This window comes from Streptomyces sp. NBC_01618, from assembly GCF_045209435.1.
Taxonomy (GTDB): Bacteria; Actinomycetota; Actinomycetes; order Streptomycetales; family Streptomycetaceae; genus Streptomyces.
Window position 1 is genome coordinate 4,904,950 of sequence record NZ_CP109297.1, and the last position, 22,639, is coordinate 4,927,588.

The window sequence follows — 22,639 nt, forward strand, 5'->3', positions numbered from 1 at the left end:
CATGGGTGCTGGTACGAGTCCGGCCGACCCGGCCGCCGCGGCTGACCGGACGCCTCCGGCGCCGTCGGAGGTGCAAACGGACACGGACGCGAAGGCGGGGGCGGACGTGGCCGGTGCGGGAGCCGACGCCGGTGACGGTACGGCGGACGAGGCCGCGGCGGCGCGTGGCAAGGCGGCAGCGGCTGCCGGTGATGACGCCGGTGACGCGGACGCCGGCACCGGTAACAGCGCCCCGGCGGTCGCCCCGGCCGCACGCCCGTCGCGGAGGTTCCCGTTGTTCACCCGGGACACCGCGCGCCCCGAGGGCGGTGGCCGGGCCGCGTCCGGGAACGCGCCCGCCCCGGCCCGGCAGTGGCCGCTGCTCGCCGTGCTCTGCACGGCCGGGATCGGGCTGCTGATCGTGGCCGTCGACCCGTTCGCCGAGGCCTTCAGGATCGGCACGATGCTGATCGGCGTGGCCCTCATCGGGGGCGCCGTGCTGCGGATCGTCGTCCCGTCGGTGGGCATGCTGGCGGTCCGTTCCCGCTTCACCGACCTGGTGACGTACGGACTGCTCGGCTTCCTCATCGTGATGCTCGCGCTGGTGGCGCAGCCCAAGCCGTGGCTGGACATCCCGTTCCTGGAGGACGCGGTCCACTTCGCGATCCGCTGAGCCCGCCCGTACGGCCGCGCCGCCGACGGATGGTGTCCGTCCCCTCCCCCGAGAAGGGACGGACACCCGAGGACGGGGCCACCGGAACGCAGCCGCTCCGGAACGTGACGACGTGAGCGGCCCTGCCCTCGTCCTGCGTTCAGCCTTGTGGACGGCGAAGACCGGTACAAGGGAACCCTGTGGCCTGTGGCACGGAAGTGACCATTCCGCCACGGTGTGATCGCTACGCAACGGCGTGATCGCTTCCGCAACGATGTAACGCTCCTGCAGCGGTAACGCGCCCACCCTCGGCCCGATGCGGCGCGAACGCCTCACCACCGGGCAGCGGAGCAAACGTCCCCACCACCTTGCAACGGCGCAAACGCCTCGCCGTCGAGCTACCGCCTCCCGGGTGACGTGATTCGGCCGCGTGAGCGCTGTGTGACGGGTTGTGTGCGGTGCCACAGGGGGCCGGGCCGCCCGGAGGATCCGGGTCGGATAGCCTGATCGCTGGATATCTCTTCACATCAAGATTCAGAGACGTCCAGCACCAGGGGCCAGGAGCCCCCACCGCCAGCTGTCTAACGGAGATCGCCATGACCCGCACTCCCGTGAATGTCACCGTCACCGGCGCAGCCGGTCAGATCGGCTACGCGCTGCTCTTCCGCATCGCCTCCGGCCACCTGCTCGGCCCGGACGTGCCGGTCAACCTGCGTCTCCTGGAGATCCCGCAGGGTCTCAAGGCCGCCGAAGGCACCGCGATGGAGCTCGACGACTGCGCGTTCCCGCTGCTGCGCAACATCGAGATCACCGACGACGCCAACGTCGGCTTCGCCGGCGCCAACGTCGCCCTGCTGGTCGGCGCCCGCCCGCGTACGAAGGGCATGGAGCGCGGCGACCTGCTCTCCGCCAACGGCGGCATCTTCAAGCCGCAGGGCAAGGCCATCAACGACAACGCCGCGGACGACATCAAGGTCCTCGTCGTCGGCAACCCGGCCAACACCAACGCGCTCATCGCGCAGGCCGCCGCCCCGGACGTACCGGCCGACCGCTTCACCGCGATGACCCGCCTCGACCACAACCGCGCGATCTCGCAGCTGGCCGCCAAGACCGGTGCCGCCGTCTCCGACATCAAGAAGCTGACGATCTGGGGCAACCACTCGGCGACCCAGTACCCGGACATCTTCCACGCGGAGGTCGCCGGCAAGAACGCCGCCGAGCTCGTCAACGACGAGACGTGGCTGGCCGACACCTTCATCCCGACCGTCGCCAAGCGCGGCGCCGCGATCATCGAGGCCCGTGGCGCGTCCTCGGCCGCCTCCGCCGCCAACGCCGCCATCGACCACATCCACACCTGGGTCAACGGCACCGCCGCCGGCGACTGGACCTCCATGGGTATCCCGTCGGACGGCTCCTACGGCGTGCCCGAGGGCATCATCTCGTCCTTCCCGGTCACCACGAAGGACGGCAAGTACGAGATCGTCCAGGGCCTGGACATCAACGAGTTCTCCCGTACGCGCATCGACGCGTCGGTGCAGGAGCTCATCGAGGAGCGCGACGCGGTCCGCGAGCTCGGCCTCATCTGATCAGCCTGATCTGATCCGTACGCCTTCGACGCGTACCCCGCCGCCCCTGTCAGCAGCCGCTGCCGGGGGCGGCGGCGTCCGTACGGCCGTGGCCGGGAACCGACCGCGCCCCTTCCCGAGTCTCGGCTGTCATGCGCGTGACGATGATCCTTCCAGCACTGACCGAGGCGACCAGCCCGCTGTTTTGGCCCATCAAGTACTCGCTCTTCCCGCCGCTCAACCGCAACGTGGTGCGGGCCATGCCGATGCTGGAACGGACCCTGGCGGCCTTCGGCGGCAGACGGGCCCGACCGCGAGCGCGGCCGCACCGGGCGGCTGCCCGATCGTGCCGAACCCCGCAGCGCCTATTCCTTCCGCAGCTCGTCCGCGATCTCGCGTACGGCCGCCATGGCCCGGCGCTGGAGTCCGGGGCCGAAGGTGATCCGGGTGGCGCCCAGTGCGCCGAGCTCGCGCGGGGTGGGGCCGTCGGCCCGGGCGAGGGCGTTGAGCGGGCCCGGGACGGCGGCGGACAGCCGGGGCAGGGCCTCGGGCGGGGCCATGATCGGGTAGACGCAGTCCGCGCCCGCCGCCACGTACAGCAGGGCGCGGCGCACCGTCTCCGCCTCCTGGTCCGTGCCGTCGGGCACGCCGTGGACGTACGTGTCGACGCGGGCGTTGACGAAGAGCCGGTCGCCCGCGACCGCCCGTACCTCCGCCAGCCGGTCCGCCTGCCGCTGGGCGTCGACGAGGGTGCCCCCGGCCGAGTCCTCCAGGTTGCAGCCGACGGCCCCGGTGTCCAGGAGCCGCTCGACGAGCTCCTTCGGGGCCAGTCCGTAACCCCCCTCGATGTCCGCCGAGACGGGTACGCCGGCCGGGACGGCGCGCACGATCCGGGCGACGGCCGCGAACATCTCGGCGGCGGGCGTTGCCCCGTCCTCGTAGCCGAGCGAGGCCGCGACTCCGGCGCTGGGTGTGGCGAGCGCCGGGAAGCCCGCCTCGGCGAAGACGCGGGCGCTCGCCGCGTCCCACGGGCCGGGGAGGACCAGCGGGTCGCCGGGCGCGCGGTCGTGGTGCAGGGCGCGGAGGACGGATGCGGTCATGGCGGGGCTCCTGTGGGGGTGTCGAGCGGTTGCGGGGCGTGGGTACGGGCCTGTCGGGTCAGTGCTTGATGTCGCCCGGCTTGTAGTGGCCGGGGACCATGCGGGTGGTCACCGCGAACCGGTTCCACGCGTTGATCGTCGTGATCGCGGCGACGAGGTGGGCGAGCTCGGTCTCGTCGAAGTGCTTGGCAGCGTTCTCCCACACCTCGTCCGGCACGAAACCGTCGGTCAGCACGGTCACGGCCTCGGTCAGCTCGATGGCCGCGATCTCCTTCGGCGTGTAGAAGTGCCGCGACTCCTCCCACGCGCTGAGCTGGACGATCCGCTCGATGGACTCGCCCGCCGCGAGCGCGTCCTTGGTGTGCATGTCGAGGCAGAACGCGCAGTGGTTGAGCTGCGAGGAGCGGATCTTCACCAGCTCCCCGATCACCGGGTCGAGGCCCCTGCGGGATGCCGCGTCCAGCCGGACCATGGCCTTGTAGACATCGGGGGCGAGCTCGGCCCAGCGCGTACGAGGCGTGTGCTCGGGGTTGAGTTCGGACGTCGGGTGGCTGTGTTCGTTGGTCGTCATGGGTACGACGTTACGGCGCAGGTGGCGCATCGGTATGGTCCATTTCCATGACGGATTCCTGGGCCACCTTGGGTGCCGACCTGCATCTCGAAACGACCGGCTCGGCAGGGCTGCGGGCCGGGCTGATGGACGCGCTGCGCGAGGCCGTACGAACGGGGCGGCTGGCGCCCGGCACCCGGCTGCCTTCCTCCCGCAGCCTCGCCGTCGACCTCGGCATCGCCCGGAACACCGTCGCCGACGCGTACGCGGAGCTGGTCGCCGAGGGCTGGCTCACCGCCCGGCAGGGTTCGGGGACCAGAGTGGCGCAGCGGGCCGAGCCGCGCCCGGCGGCCAGGAGGCCGGCGCGGTCCCGGCCGGCGCGGTCCCGGCCCGCCCACAACCTGCTGCCGGGATCGCCCGACCTCTCGACGTTCCCGCGCGCCGACTGGCTCAAGGCGGCCCGCCGCGCCCTGACCGCCGCGCCCAACGACGCCTTCGGGTACGGAGATCCGCGCGGGCGCATCGAGTTGCGCACCGTACTCGCCGACTACCTGGCCCGCGCCCGCGGTGTGTACGCGGAACCGGAGCGCATCGTGGTCTGCGCCGGTTTCGTGCAGGCGCTGAAGCTGATGGGGGCGGTGCTGCGCAAGCGGCGGGTGCGGGAGGTGGCCGTCGAGTCGTACGGACTGGACGTGCACTGGCGGCTGCTCGCGGACGCGGGGCTGCGCATGCCCTGTCTGCCGGTCGACGGACTCGGGGCCCGGACGGGGGAACTGGCCGGGCTGCGCGGTGTGGGCGCGGCCCTGATGACGCCCGCGCACCAGTTCCCGACGGGGGTGCCGCTCCACCCCGACCGGCGGGCCGCGGCGGTCGACTGGGCGCGCGGTACGGGCGGACTGATCCTGGAGGACGACTACGACGGCGAGTTCCGCTACGACCGGCAGCCGGTCGGCGCGCTCCAGGGCCTCGACCCCGAACACGTCGTGCACCTGGGGACGACGAGCAAGTCGCTGGCGCCGGGACTGCGGCTGGGGTGGATGGTGCTCCCGACGAACCTGGTGGGGGAGGTGGCCGGGGCGAAGGGGCTGAGCGACTGGTCGTCGAGTGCGCTGGAACAGCTGACGCTCGCGGAGTTCATCGAGTCGGGCGCGTACGACCGTCATGTGCGCTCGATGCGGCTGCGCTACCGCCGGCGTCGCGACCAACTCGTCGCGGCGCTGGCGGAACAGGCCCCCGGTGTCCGGATCAGCGGTATCGCCGCCGGGCTGCATGCCGTGCTCGAACTCCCGGAGGGCAGCGAGGCGTCGGTGCTGCGGGCGGCCGCCTGGCAGGGGCTGGCACTGGAGGGGTTCTCGCGCTTCCGGCACCCGGACGCGGCGCCGGTGCGCGACGCGCTGGTCATCGGCTACGGGACGCCGACCGACAGCGCCTGGGCGGGCGCGCTGGAGGCACTGTTGCGAGTGCTGCCATGAGGTCGGTCGGGAACGCGGAAGCCTCGTCTGCCTGGTCACCGACACCGAGTGATGGGTTCGCAGCCGGCGGGTACCGGCGTCGGCTCGCGCCGCCGGCACTCGGGTTCTCGGTGGGGCCGTGGGCGAACGGGCGGGAGGGAAGTTCGTGATTCTCTCGGCTCGCCCCGGGGCCGGGAACTACTGTCGCGAGCATGGTCGAACACGATGCCCTCAGCGCCACCCGCGAGGCTTACGACGCTGCTGCCGCCACCTATGCGCAGCTGTTCCGCGACACGCTGCGTGACAGTCCCCTGGACCGCGCGATCTTGGGTGCCTTCGCCGAGGTCGTACGTGCGAGTGGGGACGGTCAGGTCGCGGACCTGGGGTGTGGGCCCGGCCATATCACCGCTCATCTGGACGAGTTGGGGCTGGCGGCGTTCGGCGTCGACGCCTCTCCTGCGATGATCGAGTTGGCTCGACAGGCCTATCCGGGCCTGCGGTTCGACGTGGGCTCGATGGCCGCGTCGAACATCGCTGACGGCGCGCTGGGCGGCGTACTCTCACGTTGGTCCATCATCCACACTCCGCCGCAGGAACTCCCCGTCATCCTGGCGGAGTTCCATCGTGTGCTGGCACCTGGCGGCCACCTTCTGGTCGGCTTTTCGGCAAGCGATGACCCGTCTCACCCGACGCAGGTCTTCGATCACGCGGTCGCGCCGGCCTATCGGTGGTGGCCTGATCACCTCGCCGCGATGCTGCGCAGGTCCGGGTTGGCCGAGGTGGCCCGGATGGTTCGCGAACCTCAGCCCACCGACCGGCGGCAGTTCCAGGAGATTCAACTGCTCGCCCGCAAAGCCCAGCCAGGGTCTGTCTTACCGAATGCATGAGCGCATCCAACCTGCCGGACGGAGATCCGTCAGGCTCCAGGCGTCGATCCGTGATCAGGGCTCACCGCCTGTTCGAGGTCCCGTCCCTCTCCAGGATTTCGAGATCGCCTTCCAAACACGGCCGGATGTCCACGTGAGCTACTTCCCTATCGGTCGGCGGCTGATTTCGGCGGCGTAGGCGCCCCAGTCTCCAGCTGCGGACGGCGATGACGATCCCGTCCTGGCCGTCGCTGGTATGCGCTCGCCGACGCCCCGGACATCACGGACTTTGCGGGACCGTCGGCCTGTCCGGTTCGGCGGTGTCCGCCGGGGCCTCGCCGAACCGGGTCAGGGCCAGCGCACCCGCCACCGCCACCACGAAACCGGCGACCGCCAGTCCGCCGAGGCCCGCACGCGTACGGTCTCCGAGCCAGATGACGCCCACCAGCGCCGGGCCGATCGTCTCGCCGATCACCATGCCGGCCGTCGCCGTCGTCACCGAACCGCGCTGCAGCGCCGAGGTGAGCAGCAGGAACGCCGAACCGCCGCCCAGCAGCAGCGCGTACACCGCGGGATTGGCGAGCAGCGCCGTCGGGGACAGGTCGTCGATCAGCCGGACGGCGACCTCCACCACTCCGAAACCGCACCCCGCGCCGAGCCCCAGGACGAGCGCCCGCGGCTTGTCCGGGAGGCGTCCGGCCCCCGCGCCGATCAGCAGAATGCCCAGCGAGATCCCCAGCATCCACCAGCTCAGGGCCGCCGGACCGGCCGCGTGGCCCTCGCCGCCGGCGGCGAGCCCCAGCATGCCCAGGCCCGCGCAGACGACCCCGACCGCGGTCCACTCGACGCCGCTCAGCCGCACGCCGAGAAGCCGGGCGGCGACCACCGCCGTCACCGCGAGACTCGCCGCCAGGGCGGCGCCCACGACGTAGATCGGCAGGGACCGCAGCGCGATGATCTGGAGGATGAAACCGCAGCCGTCGAGGGCGAGTCCGGCGAGATAGCGCCACTGACGCAGGGCGCGCAGCAGCAGCGCCGGATCGACCCCCGCGCCCGACCCCGGCTCGGCGGCGGCCCGCGAGGCGACGGCCTGCAGGACGGAGGCCGTACCGAAGCAGACAGCGGCGCCGAGCGCGCAGATCATCCCGAGGAGCACATCAAGGACTCTACTTTCGGACGTTCGGTGGACCTGCTCCCCGCCTGCCTGGACGGCCCGCGCGAACTCGCGGCGACGGGTGCGGGTGCGGGGAAGGGCGCGGGCTGTGTCGCCAAGCCGCTGCTCGGCCGGGAGGGGGCCGGGGTCACGATCCATGAGCCGGGCAGCCCCGCCGTGCTGCGGGACGAGCCGTGCTGTCACCAGGAACTGGCGGCGCTGGCGGACTACGACGGCAACCGGGTGGTGCTGGGGGCGTGGGTCGTCCAGGACGAGGCGGCCGGGCTCGGCATCCGGGAATCGGCGGGGCTGGTCACGGACGAGTACGCCCACTTCCTGCCCCACGTCATCCTCTCTAGACCCCGGCCCGGCGGCCCGGGCGCCGGGCTCAGCCGCGCAGGACGTCGCGGAGCTGCTCCAGCCCCCAGTCCAGGTCCTCCTTGCTGATCACCAGCGGCGGGGCGATCCGGATCGTCGAGCCATGGGTGTCCTTGACCAGCACCCGACGGTCCATCAGCTTCTCGGAGATCTCCCGGCCGGTGCCGTGGCTCGGCGCGATGTCGACGCCCGCCCACAGCCCGCGTCCCCGTACCTCCGTCACCGCGCCCCCGCTCAGCAGCAGCCCCAGCTCCTGGTGGAGGTGTTCGCCGAGCTCGGTCGCCCGCTGCTGGAATTCGCCGGTACGGAGCATCGCGATGACCTCCAGCGCGACCGCGCACGCGAGGGGATTCCCGCCGAACGTCGAACCGTGCTCACCGGGCCGGTACACCCCGAGCACGTCCTGCGAGGAGACGACCGCCGACACCGGCACCACACCACCGCCCAGCGCCTTGCCGAGCACGTACATGTCCGGCACGACACCCTCGTGCTCACAGGCGAAGGTCTTCCCGGTCCGGCCCAGGCCCGACTGGATCTCGTCCGCGATGAACAGCACGTTCCGCTCGCGGGTGAGCTCGCGCACCCGGGGGAGATAGCCGGGCGGCGGCACCAGCACCCCCGCCTCGCCCTGGATCGGCTCCAGCAGTACCGCCACGGTGTTCTCGGTCATCGCCTCCGCGAGCGCGGTCAGATCCCCGTACGGCACGATCTGGAACCCCGGCGTGTAAGGGCCGAAGTCCTCCCGCGCCTCCGGGTCCGTGGAGAAGCTGATGATCGTCGTCGTCCGGCCGTGGAAGTTGTTCGCGGCGACGATGATCTTCGCCATGCCGTCCGGGACGCCCTTCACCCGGTAGCCCCACTTGCGGGCGGTCTTCACCGCGGTCTCCACGGCCTCCGCGCCGGTGTTCATCGGCAGCACCGTCTCCATGCCGCACAGCTCGGCGAGCTGCGTACAGAAATCGGCGAACCGGTCGTGGTAGAAGGCGCGCGAGGTGAGGGTCACCCGATCCAGCTGGGCCCTGGCCGCGTCGAGCAGACGCCGGTTGCCGTGACCGAAATTGAGCGCCGAATATCCGGCGAGCATGTCGAGATAGCGCCGGCCCTCGACATCGGTCATCCAGGCTCCGTCCGCCGTGGCGACGACGACGGGCAGCGGATGGTAGTTGTGCGCGCTGTGCGCCTCGGCGGAGGCGATGGCAGTTTCCGTGATCGACACGGGATCTCCGTTCGTCGTGCGGCGTGGGCGGGGGATGGTGCCCACTTTGTATCGTCGGTCGCAACCCTGGCGAGGAAACCTTCACATCACGGCGCGCCCGTCCGCCGGTATGGCCCCGGCCGCCGCCCGGTCCGGATCCGAGCGCCGCCGGTATGGCCCCGGCCGCCGCCCGGTACGGCTCCGGCCGCCCTCCCCACCTCGTGGGCACCCCTTCCCCACCGGCTGCCGGGGAACGGTTCCGTACCTGAGACAATGGGTCCCATGGCCTCTGAACGCCCCCGCGTGCTCTCCGGAATCCAGCCCACCGCAGGCTCGTTCCACCTCGGCAACTACCTCGGTGCGGTCCGCCAGTGGGTGGCGCTGCAGGAAACCCACGACGCCTTCTACATGGTCGTGGACCTGCATGCGATCACCATTCCGCAGGACCCCGCGGAGCTGCGCGCGAACACCCGGCTCGCCGTCGCCCAGCTCCTCGCCGCCGGTCTCGACCCGGAGCACTGCACGCTCTTCGTCCAGAGCCATGTTCCCGAGCATGCCCAGCTCGGCTGGGTGATGAACTGCCTCACCGGCTTCGGCGAGGCGTCCCGGATGACGCAGTTCAAGGACAAGTCCGCCAAGCAGGGCGCCGACCGCACCACGGTCGGTCTGTTCACGTACCCGATGCTGATGGTCGCCGACATCCTGCTGTACCAGGCCGACCAGGTCCCGGTCGGCGAGGACCAGCGCCAGCACCTGGAGCTGACCCGTAACCTCGCCGAGCGGTTCAACGGCAGCTACGGCGACACGTTCACCGTGCCGGACCCGTACATCCTCAAGGAGACGGCGAAGATCTACGACCTGCAGGACCCGTCGGCGAAGATGAGCAAGTCGGCGGCCACCCCGAAGGGCCTGATCAACCTGCTCGACGAGCCGAAGGCCACCGCCAAGAAGGTGAAGAGCGCGGTCACCGACACCGACACGGTCATCCGCTTCGACCGGGTCGAGAAGCCCGGTGTCAGCAACCTGCTGACCATCTACTCCACGCTCACCGGCACCGGTATCGCGGATCTGGAGCAGAAGTACGAGGGCAAGGGCTACGGTGCGCTCAAGACCGACCTCGCCGAGGTCATGGTCGAGTTCGTCACACCGTTCCGCACCCGCACCGAGGAATACCTGGACGACCCGGAGACCCTGGACTCGATCCTGGCCAAGGGCGCGGAGAAGGCCCGCTCCGTCGCGGCCGAGACCCTGGCCCGGACGTACGACCGGATGGGCTTTCTGCCCGCGAAGCACTGAGTCCAAGGACCCTGGCGGTTTCACGGTCTAAGGCGTCACACTGGCGACGGGAAGTTCATCCGGTGGATGGCCGAGAACAGGCCATCGATCATCGAGGACCATCGGCCCCCGGACCATGACCACCGGGGACCACCGACATCGAGGATTGAGGAGAACGACGTGGGGACCGTAACGCTCGGCGTTTCGATCGCGGTCCCGGAGCCCTACGGCAGCCTGCTCCAGGAGCGGCGCGCGAGCTTCGGGGATCCTGCCGCGTACGGCATTCCCACCCACGTCACGCTCCTCCCGCCGACCGAGGCCGTGGCGGCCGACCTGCCCGCGATCGAGGCGCACCTCGCCCGGATCGCGACGGGCGGCCGCCCCTTCCCGATGCGGCTGTCCGGCACGGGGACCTTCCGCCCCCTCTCGCCGGTCGTCTTCGTCCAGGTCGTCGAAGGGGCCTCGGCCTGCATGTGGCTGCAGAAGCGGGTCAGGGACGACTCCGGGCCGCTGGTGCGCGAACTCCAGTTCCCGTACCACCCGCATGTCACCGTGGCGCACGACATCTCCGAGCAGGCGATGGACCGGGCGTACGAGGAGCTCGCCGACTACGAGGCCGCCTGGACCTGCGGTTCCTTCGCGCTGTACGAGCAGGGCCGGGACAGCGTCTGGCGCAAGATCAACGAGTTCCCGTTCCGCGCCGGGGACGACGCGCCCGCCGTGCCCGTGCAGGGCGGCTCCTCCGTGGACGAGCCCTCGCTGCAGCCCTGAGCGGGCCCTGTCCGCTCCTTGGGCTCCCGCGCTTTCGCCGCGAGCCCCGGCGGCCGCCCGCTCAGACCGGCAGCCGCCGGAACAACGGGCGCGGCACATGCCGCAGTGCCGACATCACCACCCGCAGCGACCCCGGCGCCCACACCGTCTCCGAACGCCGCCGCAGCCCCGTCACGATCGCTGCCGCGACCTCGTCCGGGGTCGTGACGAGGGGCGACGCCTCCAGCGGCGCGGCGGCGAACCGTGCCGCGGCGAGCCGCAGCGTCGCGGGGCGGACCGCCGTTGCCGGCCGGACGACTCCGGGACGTACGACCATCACATGCACCCCCGTGCCCCGCAGCGCGTCCCCCAGACCCTGCGTGAACGCGTCCAGGCCCGCCTTGCTGGAGCCGTAGATGAAGTCGGCCCGGCGGACGCGTTCACCGGCCACCGAGGACAGCACCACCAGCGAGCCGTGACCCTGCGCCTGGAGCGCGCCGGCGCACACCAGCCCGGCGGAGACGGCCCCCGTGTAGTTGGTCTGCGCGACCCGGACCGCGGAGAGCGGCTCCTCCTCGTCGCGCTCCTGGTCGCCCGCGATACCGAAGGCGAGGAGCACCATGTCGATGTCACCCTCGGTGAAGATCTTGCCGAGGGTGGTCTCGTGGGACGCGGAGTCGAGGGCGTCGAAGTCGACCGTACGGACGTCGGCGCCCCGGGCGCGCAGTTCCGCGGCGGCCGAGTCGAGGGCGGGGGAGGGGCGGCCGGCGAGCCGGACCGTACGGGTCCGGCGGGCGATCAGCCGGCGTGCGGTGGCGAGCGCGATCCGGGATGTGCCACCGAGAACGAGCAGGGACTGCGGGGCACCGAAGGCGTCCTTCACGGAACGCTCCTTGCAGACGAGGGGAAGACGAGGGGAGACCAGGGGAAGACGAGGGAACAGGAGGGCGGAAGACAGAGAAGGCGGCAGCGGCCGCAGTGGTCGCGGCCGTCCCGGTGGTCACAGCGGCGGCACCGCCGTCACAGCTCCAAGCGGCGTGACAGGTCCGAGCGGAACGCCCCGTTCGGGTCCAACTCGGCGCGCAGCGACCGGAATTCGGCCAGCCGCGGATACATCGCGGCCAGCATCTGAGGCCGCAGCCGGGAGTCCTTCGCCAGGCAGACCCGGCCCCCCGCCCCCGCCACCTCCTCGTCCAGCGAGTCCAGGAACCCGGCCAGGCCGGGCAGCGCGGCGGGCAGACCGAGCGCGAGCGTCCAGCCGGGCATCGGGAACGACAGCCAGCCCGGGTCCTGCGCGCCGAACCGCTTGAGGACGGCGAGGAACGACGGGCAGCGCCGCTGCGAGAGCCGGCGCACGATCCGGCGCAGCGCCTCCTCCTGGCCGTGCCCGACGACGAACTGGTACCGCACGAATCCACCGCGGCCGTGGATCCGGTTCCAGTGCGGCAGGCCGTCCAGGGGGTGGAAGAACGTGGACAGTCCCTGGAGTTCGCCGATGCGGTACGCGGGGGCGCTGCGGTACCGGAACTCGTTGAAGAGGGCGCCGGACGTGCGGCCGAGCAGCCCCTCCGGTACGAGGGCGGGTGCCGCCGGCAGCTGCCCCGGGCGGAACGCGAGCGGTGCGCGCCGAGCGCGCGGCGGGAGCGCGTACCGGGGTACGTGCTCCCCCCGGGTGAGTACGGAGCGCCCCGTCGCCCGGCCGCGGGCGAGGAGATCGACCCAGGCGGCCGAGTAGCGGTAGCGGTGGTCCCCGGCGGAGAGCCTGGCCAGCAGGTCGTCCAGGTCGACGGCCCGTTCGGTGTCGACCGACATCCATGAGCTGGTGACGCGGTGGAGCCGCAGCGTGGCCGAGAGGATCACGCCCGTCAGGCCCAGTCCGCCCGTGGTCGCTTCGAAGAGATCGGTGCCGGGCCGGACCGTACGGATCTCGCCGTCGGCGGTCAGCAGCTCCAGCTCCTGGACGTGCCGCGAGAAGGAGCCGGAGAAGTGATGGTTGCGGCCGTGGACGTCGGCGCCGATCGCGCCGCCCACGGTGACCTGGCGGGTGGCCGGCGTGACGGGGACGAACCAGCCGAGCGGCAGCAGGACTTCCATCAGCCGGTGCAGGCTGACCCCGGCGTCGCAGACCGCCAGCCCGGCCCCGGCGTCGATGGTGCGGATCCGGTTCAGCGCGGTCATGTCGAGGACCGAGCCGCCCGCGTTCTGCGCGGCGTCGCCGTGGGCCCGGCCGAGGCCCCGGGCGATGGAGCCGCGGGGCCCGCAGCCGCGTACCGTCGCCGCCGCCTCCTCGTAGGTACGGGGGCGAAAGCGCAGGGCGGCCGTCGGAGCGGTACGGCCCCAGCCGGTCAGGGACACGGTGTCGACAGACATGACGGTGACCGTATCGCCCGAGAAAACCCTTTCGAGGGATTTGTTACAACACTCACCGGTATGGGTTACTGAGGGAGTGTCAGCCCGTACGGCGGTGGACGGACCTCCGGTTTTCCGCGTCCGGGAGGGTAGTCGTACGTCATGGACTGGCTGAAAAACCTCCCTGTCATCGGGCCGATCGTCTCCCGGCTGATGGCGACGCACGCCTGGCGCTCGTACGAGACGCTCGAGCGGGTCCACGGGGCCAGGCTCGCCGCCGCGATCACCTTCATCAGCTTCCTGGCGCTCTTCCCGTTGATCGCGGTCGGCGCGGCGATCGGTGCCGCGCTGCTCTCCACCGAGCGGCTCCACACCATCGAGAACAAGCTCACCGAGCAGGTGCCGGGCATCTCCGAGCAGCTCGGCATCGGCGATCTGGTGGCTCACGCGGGCACGGTCGGGGGGGTCGCCGGTGCGCTGCTGCTCCTCACCGGTGTCGGCTGGATCGGCGCGCTGCGGGGCTGTCTGCGCGCCGTGTGGGGCATGGACGACGTGGACCAGGGCAACCCCGTCATCCGTAAGCTCAAGGACGCCGGGCTGCTGCTCGGTCTCGGCGGGGCGGCGCTCGTGACGCTCGCCGTCTCCTCGGCCGGTTCCGTCGCCGTCGGCCGGACCGCCGGTCTGCTGGGCATCTCGGACCACGGCGTGGGCGGTGTGGTGCTGCAGGTGGCCGCCCTGGTCGTGGCGGCCCTCGCGGACTTCCTGCTGCTGCTCTATCTGCTGACGCTGCTGCCCGGCGTCGAGCCCCCGCGGCGCAGGCTGCTGGTCGCCGGGGTGATCGGCGCGATCGGCTTCGAACTGCTCAAGCTGCTGCTCGGCGGCTACATGAGGGGCGTCGCGACGAAGAGCATGTACGGCGCCTTCGGCGTGCCGGTCGCACTGCTGCTGTGGATCAACTTCACCGCGAAGCTGCTGCTGTTCTGCGCCGCCTGGACGGCGACGCGGAGCAGCGAGGACAGCGGGAAGGACGCGGCGGCCGTCAGCGACGAGGGAGGCGACGCACCAGGTCCGGCAGCGGCCAGCGCCGGTTGACCAGGAACACCGCGCCGGCCAGCAGCACCAGGACGCTCCCGGCGATCCCCAGGGCGATCCCGATGCCGCCGCCCCCGCCGGTCGCGCCGGCGGCCTTGGTGGCGGGCGAGGAGCCGTGGCTGCCGCCGCTCTTCCCGTTCGCCGCCGGGCTCTTCCCCGTATCGGTGTCCGTCCCGGTACTGGCGGACCGCGGCGGCACCAGCTCGCCCACCGGGGTCACCTTGCCGCTCGCGTCGAAGCCCCAGTCGAGGAGGTCGGCGGCCTCCTTGTAGACGGCGTGCGGCTCTTCGGACGAGGGGTTCATGACGGTGACGAGCAGCACCTTGCCGTCGCGTTCGGCGACGCCCGTGAAGGTGTTGCCCGCGTGGGTGGTGTAGCCGTTCTTGACGCCCGCGATGCCCTTGTACGGGTCGACGCCGTCCGCACCGGTGAGCAGCCGGTCGGTGTTCTGGATCGCGAAGCTCTGCCGCTTCCCGTTCTTCTTCTCCGAGCCGGGGAACTGCGCCTCGGCCGTCGAGCAGTACTCCCGGAAGTCCGCCTTCTGCAGCCCGCTGCGGGCGAACAGCGTCAGGTCGTACGCGCTGGAGACCTGGTCGGGGGCGTCGTACCCGTCGGGCGACACCACCGTCGTGTCGAGCGCCTGCAACTCCTCCGCGTGCGCCTGCATGTCGGCGACGGTCTTCGGGACGCCGCCGTACATCGCGGACAGCACGTGCACCGCGTCATTGCCCGAACGCAGGAACACTCCGAGCCACAGGTCGTGGACCGTGTAGTTGAGGTGCTCCTTGACGCCGACCAGGCTGCTGCCCTCGCCGAGGTCCGCGAGGTCCTCCTCCTGCACCGTGTACGTCCGGGTCTTCGGCTGCAGCGCCGGCATCACGGTGTCCGCGAAGAGCATCTTCAGGGTGGAGGCGGGAGGCAGCCGCCAGTGCGCGTTGTGCGCGGCGAGCACCTGGCCGTTCTCCGCGTCCGCGACGATCCAGGACCTGCCCGTGAGCTTCTCGGGCAGTACCGGGGCGCCGGCTCCCAGCTTCACCTGCGTGCCGGTCCGGCCCAGCAGTTCGCCACCGACCTGGGACATGCGGGCGGGTGGTTTCGGCTGGTTGTCGGAGGTGTCCTTGTCGACCGCCGACGCCGGGCTGACGACAAAAGTGGACAACAAGGCGGCAGAGGTGATCGTCAAAGCGATCTTCTTCAGAGCGGGCACGGTCGGAAACGTACAGGGCGAAGATGTGGATGGGGATACGGACGGCTTGACCCGCCGCGCGAGCCGCCGGGACAGCCCACCCCGGGCGAGACCGCCGGAGTGCGGGCGGGATACTGGAACCATGAAGCTCAGCCGCCCGGTCTCCTGGTTCCTGCTCGCGTTCGGGGTGTGGAGCTGGTTCATCTGGGTCACTTTCGTCAAGAACCTGTGGAAGGACGGCAGCGGACTCGCCTTCGACGACGCGGGTGACCCGACTGCGTACTTCTGGGTGCATCTGCTGCTCGCCATCACGTCCTTTCTCCTGGGGACGGCCGTCGGTGTGATCGGGTTCCGTGGCGTCAGGGCTCTGCGCCGAGAACGTGCCTGACAGGACGCACGACGGGCGGAGGAGTCGCACATGGCAGTGGCCGGTCTCGCGCTGACGGCGGTCGTGGTGCTCGCCCTGCTCGTCGGGGTGCACCGCTATCTGTGGCGCCGCTTCGTCGGCGACACGACGGCCGAGGGCAGCTCCCTGCGCCGAGCCGGTACGGTCGCCGCGTACCTCCTGCCGCTGCTGAGCGTCGGCGCCCTGGTCTCCGGCCGTACGGGTGCGCCCTTCTGGCTCCAGCGGGTGCTGGCCTGGCCGGGCTATCTGTGGCTGGCCGCGCTGCTGTACCTGACGCTGGCTCTGCTGGTGGGCGAGGTGGTTCGGCCGATTCTGCGCCGGGCTCTCGCGAGGCGCGCGAATGGGGCATACGGGGCGCATCGACCTTCCGCGGCGGAAGCTCCCGAATCGGCGGCCGTGGCCGAGGCCGTCGGCGGTGACGCCTCCGCCTCCGCCGTCCTTGTCCCCGCCGTCCCTGCTTCTCCCGTCCCCGCCGTCCCCGCTTCTCCCGTCCCTGGCACCGACACCCTCGTCGCCGTCACCGAAGCCCCGGACCACCGTCCCGCCGCCCCCACGCGCCGGCTGTTCGTCGCGCGGGCCGTCGGGGGTGCCGCAGCCGTCGCCGGGCTCGGCACGGTCGGCTACGGCACGTACGGCGTGCTGCGCGGGCCGCGGGTCAAGCGGATCACCGTGCCGCTCGCCAAACTGCCCCGTTCCGCGCACGGTTTCCGGATCGCCGTCGTCAGCGACATCCATCTCGGCCCGATCCTCGGCAGCGCCCACACTCGGCGGATCGTCGACACGATCAACCGGACCCAGCCGGACCTGGTCGCCGTCGTGGGAGATCTCGTCGACGGAACCGTCGCCGACCTCGGCCCGGCCGCGGAGCCGCTCGCGCGGTTGAGCGCCCGCCACGGCAGCTTCTTCGTCACCGGTAATCACGAGTATTACTCCGGTGCCGCCCAATGGGTGGAACATGTAAGGGAATTGGGTCTCCATCCCTTGGAGAATGCCCGGGTCGAGATCGCGGGATTCGATCTCGCGGGCGTCAATGACGTCGCCGGGGAGAGCGAGGGGCAGGGGCCCGACTTCGACCGCGCGCTCGGTGACCGGGACCGTGCCCGCGCCGCCGTCCTCCTCGCGCACCAGCCCGTCGTCATCGACGAAGCCGTCGCCCACGGCGTCGACCTCCAGCTCTCCGGCCACACGCACGGCGGCCAGCTCTGGCCGGGCAACTTGGTCGCTGAACTGGCCAATCCCACGGTCGCCGGGCTCGACCGCTACGGCGACACCCAGCTCTACGTCTCGCGCGGCGCGGGTGCCTGGGGCCCGCCGGTACGGGTCGGCGCACCCTCCGACATCACCGTCGTGGAGCTCGCCTCCCGGCAGGCCTGATGCTCCGTCGATGGCCGGTAACGGATGCTCTGGATGGACTCCAGGTTTCAAGTGCCGAACAAAAGGCTATGAGTCCCTGATTTGCTCTTCCAGATGTGAAAATCGTGTGATTGGCTGAGCGCGAGCATGCGGTGATGTGCGTATATGAGCGCAACGCCGAGGTGGGGCTGGTAAGGGAGAGCACGGCAATGCGGTCGATCCGAACATGGATTCTCGCGATTTTCGCGGTTTTGGTCATCGCAGGCGTGGTCGCCTGGCAGCTGCTTCCCTCGGGCGAGGTGAACAAGAACCCGATCGCGGTCGGCACGACGGACGAAGTCACCTCGCTGGACCCGGCGGGTGCGTACGACGCCGGTTCCTGGGCGATGTACAGCAATGTGTACCAGTCCCTCCTGACGTTCAAGTCCGGGGCGACCGTCCCCGAGCTCGACGCCGCCGAGAGCTGCGGGTTCATCGGCCTGAAGCTCCAGACGTACCAGTGCAAGCTGCGTGACGACCTGTCCTTCTCCAACGGCCGGAAGATCACCGCCGCCGATGTCAAGTACTCCATCGAGCGCATGGTCAGGATCAAGACGGATGTCGGTCCGTGGGTCCTGTTCCCGAGCCTCAAGAACGTGGTGGCCGACGGCCGGACCGTCACCTTCAACCTGTCCAAGCGTGACGCGACCTTCCCGCAGAAGCTCGCCACGGGAGCCGGTTCGATCGTCGACCGCGAGATGTACCCGGCGGACAAGCTCCGGTCCGGGAACAGCGTCGACGGCTCGGGGCCGTACATCCTGAAGTCGTACCGGCCCGGCGCCGTCGCCGCGTTCGTCCCCAACCCCCTGTACAGGGGCGCGCTGACGAAGACCGGCGTTCCGGTCACCGTGCGCTACTTCAAGGAGTCGGAGGCGCTTCTGGCGGCCTGGAAGTCCGGGCAGGTCGATGTGACCCACCGCCAGCTGCCGCCGGCCACACTCGCCGAGCTGAACCCGGGCGATCCCGACCTGCGCGTCACCGAGGCGGACAGCGCCGAGATCCGCAACCTCGTCTTCAACGTCCGCGCCGGTACCCCGTTCGCCGACAAGAAGGTCCGGCAGGCCATCGCCTCGATCATCGACCGCGGACCGCTGGTGACCGACATCTACAAGAGCACGATCGAACCGCTCTACTCGCTGATCCCGCAGGGCTACATCGGGCACAGCACACCGTTCTTCGATGCCTACCCCGAGCCCGACACCGCGCGCGCCAAGAAGCTGATGCAGGAGGCCGGCGTCCAGACGCCGCTGCACTTCACCTTCGGCTACCGCGGCGGCGACGAGACGTACGAGAAGGAGACCGAGGAGTTGCGCCGCCAGCTGGAGGCGACCGGACTGTTCAAGGTCTCGGCCAAGCCCGTCGAGTGGAAGAAGTTCCAGAAGGAGTACGCGGCCGGCAAGTTCGACGCGTACACCGTCGGCTGGCTCCCCGACTACCCGGACCCCGACACCTTCAGCCAGCCGCTGGTCGGCCGCGACAGCAGCCTCCACAACGGCTACTCCAGCAAGAAGATCGACGCCCTGATCAGCGCCACGCTCCAGTACAGCGACCGCAGCCGTACCTCGATGGACTACAAGGAGCTCCAGGCGCTCGTCGGCGAGGACGTGCCGCTGGTGCCGCTGTGGCAGAAGAAGGACTACGTCGTCAGCACGACCGATGTCTCCGGTTCGCAGTACCTATCGGACGGCACCGGCATCTGGCGGCTGTGGGAGCTGAGGCGGCTCTGACGGCCCGCCTGCCCGGCCGGACCCGACGCCCGTCGGGTCCGGCGTCTTCGGGTCGGGTGTCTTCGGGTCGGGCGCCTTTCGGGCCGGACGCTGCGCGGCGCCGGGCAGGAACTCCTCCAGCACCTCGTGAATCTGCCGCACCAGCGGCCGCAGTACCCGGAACCGGGAGAGCGCGATGGCGCGGGCACCGATCGGGGCGGCGCGCTCGACCAGGCGGCGGCTGCGTTCGGTGTGCTCGGTCCGGTCGTACACCCAGTACAGCACCAGGCCCATCTGTATCAGCCACATCAACTGCGGCAGCAGCTCGGCCAGTTCGGGGTCGGTCTTGGTGTCGGAACCGGCCAGGCACCGCCGGTGGATGGAGATCGCCGCCTCGCGGGCCGCGACCGATTCCGCCGAGAACGGGCTGAGCGGGCTCTCCGGGTCGGCGGCGTTCTTGAAGAACTGGGCGGCGAAGCGGTGGTACGGCTCCGCCACGTCCAGCCACGTGAGCAGGACCCCGCGCATCCGCACCGCGAGGTCCTTGTCGCCGTCCAGGACCGGCTGCACTGCCGCTGCGTGTTCGGCGGCGAGCCGGTCGTAGAAGCCCTGGACGAGGTGTTCCTTGTTCGTGAAGTAGTAGTAGGCGTTCCCGACGGAGACGCCGGCCTCCTGGGCGATCGCCCGCATCGTCGTCTTGTCGTAGCCGCGTTCCTGGAAGAGCCGGAGCGCGGTTTCGAGGATGAGTGTGCGGGTCTGCTCGCTCTTGGGAGTCTTGACTTCCTTCACGTCCTTCGCTTCCTTCACCACAGCCCCGAGGGTATCCGCCCCGGTCAGTCGCCGGCTCCGGGGACCGTACAGGCGCCGTCCCCGTCCCCGCACGGCGCCGCGGTCAGCGAGCGGTACTTCGCGGCGGCGAGCACGGTCGCCCGGGCGAACGGGCGGCCCGCCGGGGTGGTCAGCCAGTGGGACCTGGGCCGGTGTTCGGCCAGCGCCCAGAGGCAGACGATCCACGCGTCGGTCCCGAGGTAGATCTGCCCTCCGTCGCCGATCACCGTGATCTCCTCCAGCGTCCCGGCGTGGTCGAGCCCGGGGAAGCGGCGGCGTGCCTCCTCGGAGGCGGCCGGGACGAGGTCGAGCGGGACGAGCTGACGCTGCTTCAGCAGCCACTGGCGCAGGTGGACGCAGAGCGAGCACTGCGCGTCGTACAGCACCGTGAGCCGTTCGACGGACAGTCGCTGCCCGCCGGTTCCGGTCGTCATGGCGGCCTCAGGCCTTGGCGGCGGGTGCGGCCCACGGACCGTTGCCCGGCCCCGTCCAGCCCTGCGGCGGCACGGGCGGGGTCTGCTCACGCTCCATCAGACCGCGGCGGCGGATCTTGTTGAGCACGTAGACGTTACCGAGGTGCAGCAGGCCGAGGACGAGCAGGACCACGCCGAGCTTCACCGAGAGCGCCTCGAAGAGCCCGCGGGCATTGGTGACGCCGTCGTCGTTCCTCAGGTAGAGGGTGACGAAGCCCAGGTTGACCAGGTAGAAGCCGACCACCAGCAGGTGGTTGACGGCATCGGCGAGCTTTTCGTTCCCGTGCAGCACATCGGCGAGGAACACCCTGCCGTTGCGGCTGAGCGTGCGCGCGACCCAGACGGTGAGCGCGACGCTGATCAGTAGGTAGATGACGTACGCGACAACAGTGAGGTCCATGCCCCACCCTCCCTTGAACGCGTTCAAAAGCTGTTGTCATGGACTGTAGACCCGTCTTTGAACATGTTCAAGTCAGTGCCTCGGTGGCCCGTTCCGCCTGCTTGCCGGGTGTGCCGAAGCGCCGTACGCCGGGCACCGCCGCCGTCGCCAGACAGGCCGCGCCGACCGCCACCGCGGCTATGGCCAGGGGGACTTCGGCGCCCCAGGCCGAGGCGGCGAGCGGGGCCAGGGCGTAGCCGAGCGGCATCGCGCCGAGGGAGAGCAGCCAGTCGTACGAGGTCACGCGGGCGAGCGCGTGCGGGGGTACGGCGGACTGGACCGAGGTCTCCCAGACCGGGTTGAGGAAGCCGAGGCCGGCCTGGGCGATGCCGTACGCGGTGATGGTCACGGCGACGGGCGCGTGGGCGGCGAGGAGGCCGAGCGGGAGGGCGTACGTGGCGAGGCCCAGATTGGCGATCAGGACCGGGCGGCGGGGGCGGGCCCGGTCGGCCAGGAGGGAGCCGAGGAGCAGGCCGACCGCGCCGGTCTGGAGGAGGGCGACCCAGACGCCCTTGCCGCCCAGCTCGTGGACGAAGAGCGCCGGGCCCACGGTCATCAGGACGGCCGCCGCCCCGTTCCATACGGCGTGGGCGATCAGGCTCGTCCAGTACCAGTCGCGGCCCCTGACCTCGCCCCAGCCCTCCTTGAGGTCGGTGAGCAGGGAGCGCCGGGGGATGGGTACGTGACGGACCTTCATGGCGGCCAGCAGCGCCGCGCTGACCGCGAAGCTCGCGCCGTCCAGCACGAAGGCCCAGCCCGGTCCCGCCGTGAGGATCAGGGCTCCGGCGAGGGCCGGGCCGCCGATCCGCGTCGCGCTGTTCACCACCGCCATCAGGGAGTTGGCGCGCAGCAGCCCCGACTCCGTCACCGTGCCGCGGATCAGTGGGGAGACGGTCGGCATCGCGAACGCCCCGGCGGCGCCGCCGATCGCCTCGGCGAGGGCGATCTGCCAGAGCGCGGGGGAGCCGCCGAGCAGTTCCGCGCCGACGAAGAGCTGGGTGACGCACCGTACGAGGTCCGTGGTGAGCGCGACCGTACGGGCGTTGAAGCGGTCGCCCACCACGCCGCCCAGTGGCAGCAGGAGCAGCTTGGGGATCATCGCGCAGCCCAGGACCAGGGCGAGTGCTCCGGTGGAGCCGGTGGCCAGGTAGACGGCCAGGGAGAGGGCGGTGGGGATGGCGGCGTCGCCGAGGAGGGAGAGGGAGCGTCCGATGAAGAGCAGGCGGAAGGCGCGCGTGCGCAAGGGATGTGGCATGCGGCGCAATCTATTTCGGTACCGAATTATTCGTCAATCAAAATATTTGGTACCGAAGCGTCTTTGGTCATCGGGCGTACGCTTTCCCCATGGAGCGACGCGACTGGACCGACGGACATGTGGAGCGCTGGAAGCCCGTCCTTCCCCACCTCGATCCCGACATCGAGGGTGCGGTGACCCGGATGAAGAAACTCTCCGTCCATCTGCGCCGGGTACGCGAACAGTCCCTGGCCGACTTCGAGCTGGACCGCCAGGAGTTCGACACGCTCCACAAGCTGGCCGGACGCGGCGGGAAGGCGGCCCCCTCCGAACTCGCCGCCGACCTCGACCTCGCGCCCGCCTCCGTCACCGGCCGGCTGGACGCCCTCGAACGGCGCGGCTTCGTCCGCCGTACGCCGTCCACCGCCGACCGCCGACGGGTCGATGTGGAACTCACCGACGAGGGCCGCTCGACCTGGCTGGGCGCTATGGACGTCCTCGGCCACGAGGAGTACCGGCTGCTCGGCACCCTCGACAAGGGCGAACGTGCGCTGCTCAACGACATGCTGCGACGCATCATGCTGGTCGCCGAGGACCGGGGTGGCGCCGGGCGGAACTGA

At 70.9% G+C, this 22,639-nt stretch carries 23 protein-coding genes and 1 pseudogene; 12 read left to right on the forward strand and 12 right to left on the reverse strand.

Translation table 11 applies throughout. The features are described 5' to 3' along the window. Position 1 precedes the first annotated feature (1 nt). Positions 2-652 (forward strand): DUF3017 domain-containing protein, encoded by a 651-nt coding sequence (locus OH735_RS22935; RefSeq protein ID WP_406383385.1) that lies wholly within the window; start codon positions 2-4, stop codon positions 650-652. Between the two features lie 575 nt (positions 653-1,227). Further along, a complete protein-coding gene (locus OH735_RS22940; RefSeq protein WP_406383386.1) occupies positions 1,228-2,217 on the forward strand; it encodes a malate dehydrogenase in 990 nt (329 codons plus the stop codon). A 49-nt stretch (positions 2,218-2,266) separates the two neighbouring features. Here the strand turns inward: OH735_RS22940 and OH735_RS22945 are convergent, their stop codons facing one another. From OH735_RS22945 to OH735_RS22955, 3 genes are all read right to left on the reverse strand, one after another. Beyond that, a complete protein-coding gene (locus OH735_RS22945) occupies positions 2,267-2,458 on the reverse strand; it encodes a hypothetical protein (RefSeq protein WP_406383387.1) in 192 nt (63 codons plus the stop codon). 103 nt (positions 2,459-2,561) lie between these two features. Then, positions 2,562-3,296 (reverse strand): isocitrate lyase/phosphoenolpyruvate mutase family protein, encoded by a 735-nt coding sequence (locus tag OH735_RS22950; protein ID WP_406383388.1) that lies wholly within the window; start codon positions 3,294-3,296, stop codon positions 2,562-2,564. Between the two features lie 58 nt (positions 3,297-3,354). Next, positions 3,355-3,867 (reverse strand): carboxymuconolactone decarboxylase family protein, encoded by a 513-nt coding sequence (locus tag OH735_RS22955; protein WP_406383389.1) that lies wholly within the window; start codon positions 3,865-3,867, stop codon positions 3,355-3,357. A 47-nt stretch (positions 3,868-3,914) separates the two neighbouring features. Here OH735_RS22955 and OH735_RS22960 point away from each other — a divergent pair, with 47 nt between their 5' ends. Further along, the gene (locus OH735_RS22960; RefSeq protein WP_406383390.1) at positions 3,915-5,318 is read left to right on the forward strand and encodes a PLP-dependent aminotransferase family protein; all 1,404 of its coding nucleotides are present in this window, start codon (positions 3,915-3,917) and stop codon (positions 5,316-5,318) included. Positions 5,319-5,509: 191 nt separating this feature from the next. Beyond that, positions 5,510-6,184, forward strand: coding sequence for a class I SAM-dependent methyltransferase (locus tag OH735_RS22965; protein WP_406383391.1), 675 nt, complete (start codon positions 5,510-5,512; stop codon positions 6,182-6,184). 259 nt (positions 6,185-6,443) lie between these two features. On the opposite strand, the gene OH735_RS22970 is transcribed toward OH735_RS22965, so the two are convergent. Beyond that, a complete protein-coding gene (locus tag OH735_RS22970) occupies positions 6,444-7,307 on the reverse strand; it encodes a hypothetical protein (RefSeq protein ID WP_406386690.1) in 864 nt (287 codons plus the stop codon). Between the two features lie 42 nt (positions 7,308-7,349). On the opposite strand from OH735_RS22970, the pseudogene OH735_RS22975 reads away from it, so the two are divergent. After that, positions 7,350-7,670: pseudogene (locus OH735_RS22975) on the forward strand (glutathionylspermidine synthase family protein); the annotation flags it as partial. Positions 7,671-7,704: 34 nt separating this feature from the next. Here OH735_RS22975 and rocD read toward each other — a convergent pair. Further along, positions 7,705-8,910, reverse strand: coding sequence for an ornithine--oxo-acid transaminase (rocD, locus tag OH735_RS22980; RefSeq protein WP_406383392.1), 1,206 nt, complete (start codon positions 8,908-8,910; stop codon positions 7,705-7,707). 252 nt (positions 8,911-9,162) lie between these two features. On the opposite strand from rocD, the gene trpS reads away from it, so the two are divergent. Both trpS and OH735_RS22990 read left to right on the forward strand, forming a co-directional pair. Continuing rightward, the gene (trpS, locus tag OH735_RS22985; protein WP_406383393.1) at positions 9,163-10,185 is read left to right on the forward strand and encodes a tryptophan--tRNA ligase; all 1,023 of its coding nucleotides are present in this window, start codon (positions 9,163-9,165) and stop codon (positions 10,183-10,185) included. Between the two features lie 159 nt (positions 10,186-10,344). Further along, positions 10,345-10,935 carry a 2'-5' RNA ligase family protein gene (locus tag OH735_RS22990; protein ID WP_406383394.1) on the forward strand — a complete coding sequence of 197 codons (591 nt, stop codon included), beginning with the start codon at positions 10,345-10,347 and terminating at the stop codon, positions 10,933-10,935. Between the two features lie 61 nt (positions 10,936-10,996). On the opposite strand, the gene OH735_RS22995 is transcribed toward OH735_RS22990, so the two are convergent. Further along, on the reverse strand, positions 10,997-11,797 hold the full coding sequence (locus OH735_RS22995; RefSeq protein WP_406383395.1) for a decaprenylphospho-beta-D-erythro-pentofuranosid-2-ulose 2-reductase: 801 nt from the start codon (positions 11,795-11,797) through the stop codon (positions 10,997-10,999). 137 nt (positions 11,798-11,934) lie between these two features. Beyond that, a complete protein-coding gene (locus tag OH735_RS23000; protein WP_406383396.1) occupies positions 11,935-13,284 on the reverse strand; it encodes an FAD-binding protein in 1,350 nt (449 codons plus the stop codon). A 141-nt stretch (positions 13,285-13,425) separates the two neighbouring features. On the opposite strand from OH735_RS23000, the gene OH735_RS23005 reads away from it, so the two are divergent. Then, a complete protein-coding gene (locus OH735_RS23005; RefSeq protein ID WP_406383397.1) occupies positions 13,426-14,355 on the forward strand; it encodes a YihY/virulence factor BrkB family protein in 930 nt (309 codons plus the stop codon). On the opposite strand, the gene OH735_RS23010 is transcribed toward OH735_RS23005, so the two are convergent. Beyond that, positions 14,303-15,685 carry a D-alanyl-D-alanine carboxypeptidase family protein gene (locus OH735_RS23010; RefSeq protein ID WP_406383398.1) on the reverse strand — a complete coding sequence of 461 codons (1,383 nt, stop codon included), beginning with the start codon at positions 15,683-15,685 and terminating at the stop codon, positions 14,303-14,305. The genes OH735_RS23005 and OH735_RS23010 overlap by 53 nt on opposite strands. On the opposite strand from OH735_RS23010, the gene OH735_RS23015 reads away from it, so the two are divergent. The 3 genes from OH735_RS23015 to OH735_RS23025 all read left to right on the forward strand — a co-directional run bounded on the left by OH735_RS23015 (position 15,684) and on the right by OH735_RS23025 (position 19,066). After that, a complete protein-coding gene (locus OH735_RS23015) occupies positions 15,684-15,929 on the forward strand; it encodes an SCO4848 family membrane protein (protein WP_384452198.1) in 246 nt (81 codons plus the stop codon). The genes OH735_RS23010 and OH735_RS23015 overlap by 2 nt on opposite strands. Positions 15,930-15,959: 30 nt before the next feature. After that, positions 15,960-17,321, forward strand: a complete 1,362-nt coding sequence (locus tag OH735_RS23020; protein WP_406383399.1) for a metallophosphoesterase — start codon at positions 15,960-15,962, stop codon at positions 17,319-17,321. Positions 17,322-17,509: 188 nt separating this feature from the next. Continuing rightward, positions 17,510-19,066 carry an ABC transporter substrate-binding protein gene (locus tag OH735_RS23025; RefSeq protein WP_406386692.1) on the forward strand — a complete coding sequence of 519 codons (1,557 nt, stop codon included), beginning with the start codon at positions 17,510-17,512 and terminating at the stop codon, positions 19,064-19,066. Here OH735_RS23025 and OH735_RS23030 read toward each other — a convergent pair. The 4 genes from OH735_RS23030 to OH735_RS23045 form a co-directional block, all read right to left on the reverse strand. After that, a complete protein-coding gene (locus tag OH735_RS23030) occupies positions 19,016-19,855 on the reverse strand; it encodes a TetR family transcriptional regulator (RefSeq protein ID WP_406383400.1) in 840 nt (279 codons plus the stop codon). The two genes, OH735_RS23025 and OH735_RS23030, sit on opposite strands and share 51 nt — an antisense overlap. 23 nt (positions 19,856-19,878) lie before the next feature. Next, positions 19,879-20,307 carry a thiol-disulfide oxidoreductase DCC family protein gene (locus OH735_RS23035; RefSeq protein WP_406383401.1) on the reverse strand — a complete coding sequence of 143 codons (429 nt, stop codon included), beginning with the start codon at positions 20,305-20,307 and terminating at the stop codon, positions 19,879-19,881. Between the two features lie 7 nt (positions 20,308-20,314). Further along, positions 20,315-20,746, reverse strand: coding sequence for a hypothetical protein (locus OH735_RS23040; RefSeq protein WP_406383403.1), 432 nt, complete (start codon positions 20,744-20,746; stop codon positions 20,315-20,317). 67 nt (positions 20,747-20,813) lie between these two features. Then, the gene (locus tag OH735_RS23045; protein WP_406383404.1) at positions 20,814-22,040 is read right to left on the reverse strand and encodes an MFS transporter; all 1,227 of its coding nucleotides are present in this window, start codon (positions 22,038-22,040) and stop codon (positions 20,814-20,816) included. An 89-nt stretch (positions 22,041-22,129) separates the two neighbouring features. Between OH735_RS23045 and OH735_RS23050 the strand changes: the two genes are divergently transcribed. Then, positions 22,130-22,639 (forward strand): MarR family winged helix-turn-helix transcriptional regulator, encoded by a 510-nt coding sequence (locus OH735_RS23050; RefSeq protein ID WP_406383406.1) that lies wholly within the window; start codon positions 22,130-22,132, stop codon positions 22,637-22,639.

Excerpts from the sequence above, each read along its gene's own strand:
- OH735_RS22935 (WP_406383385.1), top strand. The coding sequence starts at position 2 with ATGGGTGCTGGTACGAGTCCGGCCGACCCGGCCGCCGCGGCTGACCGG.
- OH735_RS22940 (WP_406383386.1), top strand. The coding sequence starts at position 1,228 with ATGACCCGCACTCCCGTGAATGTCACCGTCACCGGCGCAGCCGGTCAG.
- OH735_RS22945 (WP_406383387.1), bottom strand. The coding sequence starts at position 2,458 with ATGGCCCGCACCACGTTGCGGTTGAGCGGCGGGAAGAGCGAGTACTTG.
- OH735_RS22950 (WP_406383388.1), bottom strand. The coding sequence starts at position 3,296 with ATGACCGCATCCGTCCTCCGCGCCCTGCACCACGACCGCGCGCCCGGC.
- OH735_RS22955 (WP_406383389.1), bottom strand. The coding sequence starts at position 3,867 with ATGACGACCAACGAACACAGCCACCCGACGTCCGAACTCAACCCCGAG.
- OH735_RS22960 (WP_406383390.1), top strand. The coding sequence starts at position 3,915 with ATGACGGATTCCTGGGCCACCTTGGGTGCCGACCTGCATCTCGAAACG.
- OH735_RS22965 (WP_406383391.1), top strand. The coding sequence starts at position 5,510 with ATGGTCGAACACGATGCCCTCAGCGCCACCCGCGAGGCTTACGACGCT.
- OH735_RS22970 (WP_406386690.1), bottom strand. The coding sequence starts at position 7,307 with ATGATCTGCGCGCTCGGCGCCGCTGTCTGCTTCGGTACGGCCTCCGTC.
- trpS (WP_406383393.1), top strand. The coding sequence starts at position 9,163 with ATGGGTCCCATGGCCTCTGAACGCCCCCGCGTGCTCTCCGGAATCCAG.
- OH735_RS23000 (WP_406383396.1), bottom strand. The coding sequence starts at position 13,284 with ATGTCTGTCGACACCGTGTCCCTGACCGGCTGGGGCCGTACCGCTCCG.
- OH735_RS23005 (WP_406383397.1), top strand. The coding sequence starts at position 13,426 with ATGGACTGGCTGAAAAACCTCCCTGTCATCGGGCCGATCGTCTCCCGG.
- OH735_RS23015 (WP_384452198.1), top strand. The coding sequence starts at position 15,684 with ATGAAGCTCAGCCGCCCGGTCTCCTGGTTCCTGCTCGCGTTCGGGGTG.
- OH735_RS23010 (WP_406383398.1), bottom strand. The coding sequence starts at position 15,685 with ATGGTTCCAGTATCCCGCCCGCACTCCGGCGGTCTCGCCCGGGGTGGG.
- OH735_RS23020 (WP_406383399.1), top strand. The coding sequence starts at position 15,960 with ATGGCAGTGGCCGGTCTCGCGCTGACGGCGGTCGTGGTGCTCGCCCTG.
- OH735_RS23025 (WP_406386692.1), top strand. The coding sequence starts at position 17,510 with ATGCGGTCGATCCGAACATGGATTCTCGCGATTTTCGCGGTTTTGGTC.
- OH735_RS23035 (WP_406383401.1), bottom strand. The coding sequence starts at position 20,307 with ATGACGACCGGAACCGGCGGGCAGCGACTGTCCGTCGAACGGCTCACG.
- OH735_RS23040 (WP_406383403.1), bottom strand. The coding sequence starts at position 20,746 with ATGGACCTCACTGTTGTCGCGTACGTCATCTACCTACTGATCAGCGTC.
- OH735_RS23045 (WP_406383404.1), bottom strand. The coding sequence starts at position 22,040 with ATGCCACATCCCTTGCGCACGCGCGCCTTCCGCCTGCTCTTCATCGGA.
- OH735_RS23050 (WP_406383406.1), top strand. The coding sequence starts at position 22,130 with ATGGAGCGACGCGACTGGACCGACGGACATGTGGAGCGCTGGAAGCCC.